The sequence below is a fragment of the Bacillus sp. 05T31 genome (genome assembly GCF_056396725.1).
On sequence record NZ_JBFTMA010000184.1, the window covers coordinates 1 to 6,879 of the forward strand.

5 protein-coding genes and 1 pseudogene are annotated in these 6,879 nt (G+C 40.3%); 1 reads left to right on the forward strand and 5 read right to left on the reverse strand.

The genetic code is table 11. The features are described 5' to 3' along the window. From AC1DJR_RS13360 to AC1DJR_RS13380, 5 genes and pseudogenes are all read right to left on the reverse strand, one after another. Nucleotides 1–1,091: pseudogene (locus tag AC1DJR_RS13360) on the reverse strand (aldehyde dehydrogenase family protein); the annotation flags it as partial. Nucleotides 1,092–1,280: 189 nt separating this feature from the next. Then, complete coding sequence (locus AC1DJR_RS13365; RefSeq protein ID WP_429687935.1) at nt 1,281–1,562, reverse strand: cupin domain-containing protein; 282 nt, start codon at nt 1,560–1,562, stop codon at nt 1,281–1,283. Nucleotides 1,563–1,607: 45 nt separating this feature from the next. Then, nucleotides 1,608–3,044, reverse strand: coding sequence for an MATE family efflux transporter (locus AC1DJR_RS13370; protein ID WP_477002791.1), 1,437 nt, complete (start codon nt 3,042–3,044; stop codon nt 1,608–1,610). A gap of 45 nt (nt 3,045–3,089) precedes the next feature. After that, nucleotides 3,090–4,562, reverse strand: a complete 1,473-nt coding sequence (locus tag AC1DJR_RS13375; protein WP_429687933.1) for an aldehyde dehydrogenase family protein — start codon at nt 4,560–4,562, stop codon at nt 3,090–3,092. Nucleotides 4,563–4,574: 12 nt separating this feature from the next. After that, on the reverse strand, nt 4,575–5,861 hold the full coding sequence (locus AC1DJR_RS13380) for an NAD(P)/FAD-dependent oxidoreductase (protein ID WP_429687931.1): 1,287 nt from the start codon (nt 5,859–5,861) through the stop codon (nt 4,575–4,577). Nucleotides 5,862–6,049: 188 nt separating this feature from the next. Between AC1DJR_RS13380 and AC1DJR_RS13385 the strand changes: the two genes are divergently transcribed. After that, nucleotides 6,050–6,879 (forward strand): MerR family transcriptional regulator (locus tag AC1DJR_RS13385; protein ID WP_477002792.1); only part of this gene is annotated, 830 nt, incomplete at its 3' end.

Here is a 6,879-nt window from a genome sequence, read left to right on the forward strand (position 1 = left end):
GGTTGTTTGCTGCATCGTCTTCACGTCCGTCACGAATAAGTGTCGCTCCCTGTTCTACACCGGATTGAATGTATCCGAGTGTCCGCTCTTTATGTCCTTCACGAATAACGGGACCAAGGAAAACACCTTCTTCCAATCCATTACCAATAGTAATAGCATTAGCCTCTTGAAGCAGTCTATTAACGAGTTCATCTGCAACGTCTTCTTCCACGACAACAACAGCCGCAGCCATGCATCGTTCACCAGCTGAACCGAAAGCAGCACTTGTAATTTCTTTCACTGTAGAACTAATGTCCGCATCTTTTAATACGATCGAATGATTTTTTGCCCCTGCAAGAGCTTGTACACGTTTACCGTTAGCTGCTGCTGTTTTATATATACTCAGCCACAGGTTGAGAACCAACGAAAGATACAGCTTTCACATCCTCATTGTCAAGAATGCCGTTAACGACGTCATGTGCACCATGCACAATATTTAGCACGCCATCTGGAAGACCTGCTTCTTTAAATAGTTCAGCTATGCGATTAGCCAATAGCGGTGTTCTTTCAGATGGTTTTAATACAAACGTATTTCCGCATGCAATCGCAAGTGGAAACATCCAGCATGGCACCATCATTGGAAAGTTAAATGGCGTTATTCCAGCGATTACTCCGATTGGGTAACGATACATCCCTGATTCAACACCAGTAGCAATATCAGGAAGTTGCTCTCCCATCATTAAAGTGGGTGCACCTGCGGCAAATTCAACACATTCAATCCCCCGCTGCACTTCACCATATGCTTCTTTATAACTTTTTCCGTTTTCCAAGGTTACGAGTTTAGCTAACTCTTCCCAGTTTTCAATCAATAGCTGTTGATAGCGAAAGAGAATCCGAGCACGCCGAGGAACAGCGATCTTTCTCCATGTTTTGAATGCTTCTTTAGCAGTTGCTACAGCTCTATCTACATCTTCTTTAGTCGAAAGCGGCACATGGGCAATAATCTCTCCTGTAGCTGGATTTGGTACCTCTTCAACTTGTTTACTTGTGGATTCTATCCATTGTCCGCCAATATAATTTTTCAACGTTTGTACATTTTTCGTTACTACCATGGTGAAACCTCCTATTTTAAAATAACCGTCCTATGTATTTATTACACTCACAAAAGAAAGCGCATTCATTTGACGGTATGTAAACTTATTTACAATACATTTCTTCAACATTACTAATCTTAATTTTATCCATTGCATACGCAGGAGCAGTCATCTGCTCAGCATTTGTCCACTCCACCACAGTTCACATTATTTCAGATTAATCTCATGGTTCATCTTATAATTCTTTTTCAAAAATACTGGACAATCCCATTCACAAACAAGGTCCTTAGCCAAGGAAACAATCCAGTCCTTTGTAAGATGATGCCTTTTTCCATCAACAGTAATAAACACTTCACCGTCTGTCACATAGAAAACTTCCTGCTCTTCTACATGCCACGTTCCTTTATTCGGTTCGCCTATCCATGGTTCCCATGTGTAGGCACCTAGTTGCTCTGCTTCTTCTGCTGTAAGTTTTTTCGCAAAAAACATGATGATAACCCTCTCTCTTATTAGTAATTTTGACGGAATACGTTCCTATAAATCTACTGTTTTAACATTGGTATCTGTATTAACATTGGTAACCTTTAAACGTTTGAACTCTTTTCTCATAAAGTATATGGCAATGAGAACGCCTGGAATTTCTGCAGCAGGACCTGCGTACCATACACCTTCCACACCCCAGAATTTCGGGAAAATAAATAGAAATGGGAACAAGAACAACAGCATTTTGCTAACATTAATAAACGTTGCGRWCCARTTTCTCTCTTGYGATTCGAAATAACCGGAGATAAGCARGCTAACTGCAYTAAGCRTAAACAAASAATTGAATACAACTGTCGTCCAAATGCCCAGTTTYTGCAATTCAGGATTACCACCGGAGAAAAATGACACTACTGGATCTGCAAAAATGATTAGTATGGCTGTCACAATCACAAAGAAGGAAACTGTAAAAATGAGCCCCATCTTAATTGCTTGCTTAACACGATCAAGGTTTCCCGCACCGTAATTATAACTAATAATCGGTTGAAGTCCTGTCATCCCGCCGAGTGCTGCTAAGGCGAGCAAATTTGTAATATAACCGTTTTGAATCGTGAAAGCGGCAACGTGCAGCCCACCACCGTAGCTTTGTAGTAAGTTGTTGAAGATAATAATGGCAAAAAACATCATAAACTGACTCGAGAAAGATGCAAAGCCTGTCCAAGCTACTTCACCAATCGTCTTGAGATTAATCATCATATCTTTCATTTTCGGCTTAAGTTTTGTTTTACCAAACCAGAAATAAAAGATTAGGAGAACAGGGATCGATTGCGAAATCGTATTGGCCCATGAAGAACCCATCATCCCCATGTCATACTTCGTTACCATAATCCACTCTGTAATCCCAGCAACAGCTGCTGCGACTAGCCAACTGTTCATTGATAATCCAGGTTTTTCATCAATATTAGTTAAAATACTTAATACAACGGCCAATATCGTTAATGGCAACGAAATCCATAGCAGTCGGCTATATTGCACCGCATACGGGAGCGCTTCATCACTTGCTCCGAATAAAATCATAATTTCATTTTCAAAGACCAATCCAAGTACAGCTATCAAAGTAGAAAGGAAAAGAGTAAACCATAAAGTTTGTCCCATAATACTTCTAGCTTCTTCGATCTTCCCTTTTCCAAGTCGAAGTGAAATGACCGCTCCGGCTCCCACACCCAAAAGAACACCAATCATACGGGTAATAACCATGACCGTAAATCCAATTCCGATCCCTTCGATTTCCAGCTCCTGAAAGCCACTGACGAAATAACCATCGACAACCGATACAACTCCTAGAATTACGTTAGCCATAATTCCTGCCAAAGCAAACCGTAAATATAGTAACGGAATACTTTTGGTTCCCAGCACTGAATCAGACACCCGCTTATTCATTACTTCTGGTTGCTCTATTTTCAACGACGGACGGTTGTCCACTTTTTTCATGAGCATATCCCCTTATAATTAATTTATATAGCAAATTAAGCTCAATTAATTCGCATACCACCCTACCGGATTTGCATGCTGGTGGATATTGATTTGCTTCGTTTCCATAAAGTGCTCCAGTCCGGCAACACCTAACGCTCTACCGATTCCACTTTGCTTATATCCGCCCCAAGGACCTTCAACATAGGCAAGATGATAACTATTAATCCAAGTAATTCCTGCACGCAATTTACCAATGACACGTTTTGCTCGGTCCATATCTTCAGTAAATACAGCACCGGCTAATCCATAAATGGAATCATTCGCTTTTTGGATGGCATCTTCCTCATCTTTAAATTTCTGGACAACAAGGACTGGGCCAAAAATCTCTTCCTTAACAATACGCATATCTGCATTTACATCAGCAAAGATTGTTGGTGCGATGAAAAACCCTCGATCAAGCCCATTTTCTGTTAAACGTTTACCACCACAAACTAATTTTGCACCTTCTTCAATTCCACTCTTTATATAATGTAAAACGTCATTCATATGAGACTCGGTTGTGAGAGCTCCCATTTCGATATTCTCGCTTTCTCCGTTTCCAACTACAATTTTGTTCGCACGCTCGGCCAATCTTTCAACAAACTTATCGTAAATGGTCTCTTGTACAAGCAAACGGGATGCAGCTGAACAAACTTGCCCAGCGTTGTGGAAAATACCAAACATCGCATTATCGACTGCCGTTTCAAAATCCACATCGTCAAACACAATAAGTGGAGATTTCCCGCCTAATTCAAGTGTGACTTTTTTCATATTGCCCGCAGCTGCGCGCATAATACTTTGACCTGTTTTTGTTCCACCGGTAAAGGCAACTTTGTCAACATCGTGACTCTCTGCAAGCTCATTCCCAACCTTTGAGCCAGGTCCCAATACTAAGTTTGCCACTCCGTCTGGAAGTCCAACCTCCTCGATAATTTCAAATAATTTGAATACGCTTACAGGAGTGACATCAGCAGGTTTAATTACAATTGTATTCCCTGTGGCAAGTGCAGGAGCAATTTGCCAAACAGCTAACATAAGCGGGAAGTTCCAAGGTACAATAAGTCCACAAACACCAATCGGTTCATGAATAATAATCGTTTCCGAAGAATCAGCACGCGTGTAAGATTCCTTTTTCATACCTTTGATCGAGTCAGCATAATAGCGGAAGCATTCAATCGATACAGGAATATCTACATGGGTTGTTGCACGAATAACCTTACCGTTATTTGCAGTTTCCAAACGTGCAATTTCAGCTGTCTTCTCTTCAAGACGATCTGCAATCTTATATAGATAGTCAGCTCTTTCCTCAGCCGATAAATCCGACCAGATTCCGCTGTCAAACGCTTTACGAGCCGCCTTAATTGCTACCTTCGCATCGTCTTCTGATCCATGAGCTGACGTTGCGATAACCTCACTGGTTGCAGGATTGATAATGTTTCGTCTAGCACCCGATAATGCTTCTACCCATTTCCCGTCAATGAACATGTTAATTTTCATAACAACTCTCCTTTACGCAATAATATCTAACATTTTGAAACCAATATGTGCTATATTGACCAGCATCGTTTTCTGATTATAGAACGGGAATGATTTGAGGCGTTCCTTTTCAAATCGATATCCACCTGCACTCCCCGTAACGATCCATTGTGCCAATAAATTACCAAACAATGTCGAAAGAGACGCGCCGTGGCCCGTATAACCCGTTGCGAAATATGCGCCTTCTTTGGATCTGCCAATAACCGGGAACGTATCAATCGTAACCCCGATAAATCCACCCCACCGGTAATCAATCTTACTTCCTGCTAGTTTTGGCATTATTTTAACCATGGCATCGTAAACACTTTGATAAACAGCATCACCTAAGTTTGGACGAATATCACCACCGCCAAATACGATCCGATTATCTGGTGTGCGCCTGAAATAGTAAAGGAAACTGCTTGTATCAAAAACCATGCGATCATTAGGAATGACGGTATTCACCAGCGATTCTGGAAGCTGTTCAGTAGCAATAATACGTGCCGAAATTGGCAGTACGCCTTTATTCAGTTCAGTCATGATTTTTCCAGAGTAACCATCTGTAGCCACAATAATGTCTTTCGCTGTAACAGCACCTTTTTCTGTGACAACTTTCACACTGTTTTGGCCGTACTCAATAGATAGTGCTTTCGTATGCTCAAAGATTTTTGCACCGATCGATTTAGCTGCTTCTCCCAAACCAATTGCATAGTTCAATGGTTGGAACGAGTAGCTCGAGTCGTCGACTAAGCAACCATAATATTGTGGGGAATCAATTTCTTTATGCAACTGACTTCGATTAAGCACGCTACATTCATATCCAAAGTTTTTGTTTAAGTATTCACTTTCAAGTTTCAATCCTTCAAAATGCTTGGCTTTGTAAGCCGCCACAATGTGACCTGTCTTTCTAAAGTTACAGTTGATTTGATGCTCATCGATGATGTTTTTAACTAGTTCAACACTAAGCAGCGAAAGATCGTTAAGTTGTCTCGCCTCTTCGGCACCATACTTCTTAGCAAGCTCCTGCATCGTTGGCTTATAGCCTGGCAATACCATCCCGCCGTTACGACCACTTGCGCCATATCCGATTGTTTCCTGCTCAAGGACAATGACACTCTTCCCTAACTTTTGCAAATGATATGCAGAAGAAAGACCTGTGAAACCTGCGCCAATAATGACAACATCCGCCTCTTCATTTCCTTCAAGAGGTTTTCCTTTGTCATAGCTGTTCGCAGTTGCTTTCCACAGTGAGAGAGTATCCATTCGATCCATCTTATCCATAGCTAATCCTTCTCCTTTCGTGACATGTATGTTACAATACAGTCAAAAATATTCTAAATATTCAAACTTATTATGATTATCATATGACTTGGAGCTTCCTCCAAGTCAATAGCCATTTGAGAGGTTTTTGAATTCATTTTTGCGAAAAAAGTGGAGTAACACCACTTTTTTTATTGGAGGGGACATCTATGAAAATTGGTACATTTGCGAAGCTTTTTCATGTTACAACTGATACCGTACGTTATTACATTGAACTAGGATTATTAATACCAGACAAAAAAAACACCCAGTATCAAATGAACCAATTGTGTTTAGACGACATGGCTTTTATTACTGAGCTGAAAAAATTTCATTTTTCATTGATAGAAATCCAACAAATTTTATCGTATCGGCGTGTCACAAACTTCTCGGACCATGAGGATATCGACTACTACAACAACTTGCTCAATGATAAAAAGAATGAGCTGACTAAGAAAAAAGAAGACATATCAAAAGCTATCCAATTGATTGAAAAAGCAGTTCAAACAAGCTCACCTTCAACAAAAGAAGAGAATATTACAGGAATCCCGCTTGACTTTGTAAATCTGCTCTATTGTCCGAAGTGCCACATTCCACTTGAAATGAAGGATGTAACGATTAAAAAAGTCTACATTCACACGGGGAGTTTAACTTGTACCTGTGGATACGAGGCAACTATCGATGATGGTATTATTATTACCGCGAACTTGTACGAGACGTCTCCTTATCCATCTTATTTTTACGATAAAGAAACGATTAAAGAGATTAATCCGAAAATGATTAACTTATTTGAAAAAAGTAATTTTCAATTTCAAAAAGTTCTACAAAATATAGATTTGACAAACAAATTAATCGTGGAAACAAACGTTGACGCTTTTGTGTCACTACCCAAATATATTGATGTTCTTGAAACGAGCGCGTCCTATGTATTCGGTGGCTATTCGCTTGCGATGCTCAAGAAAGTTAGAAACAGAATTGAGCGTATGAATCCGAAGCCACG

What these genes read in the sequence shown, in the direction of transcription:
- AC1DJR_RS13365 (WP_429687935.1), bottom strand. Translation starts at nt 1,562, where the DNA reads ATGTTTTTTGCGAAAAAACTTACAGCAGAAGAAGCAGAGCAACTAGGT.
- AC1DJR_RS13375 (WP_429687933.1), bottom strand. Translation starts at nt 4,562, where the DNA reads ATGAAAATTAACATGTTCATTGACGGGAAATGGGTAGAAGCATTATCG.
- AC1DJR_RS13380 (WP_429687931.1), bottom strand. Translation starts at nt 5,861, where the DNA reads ATGGATAAGATGGATCGAATGGATACTCTCTCACTGTGGAAAGCAACT.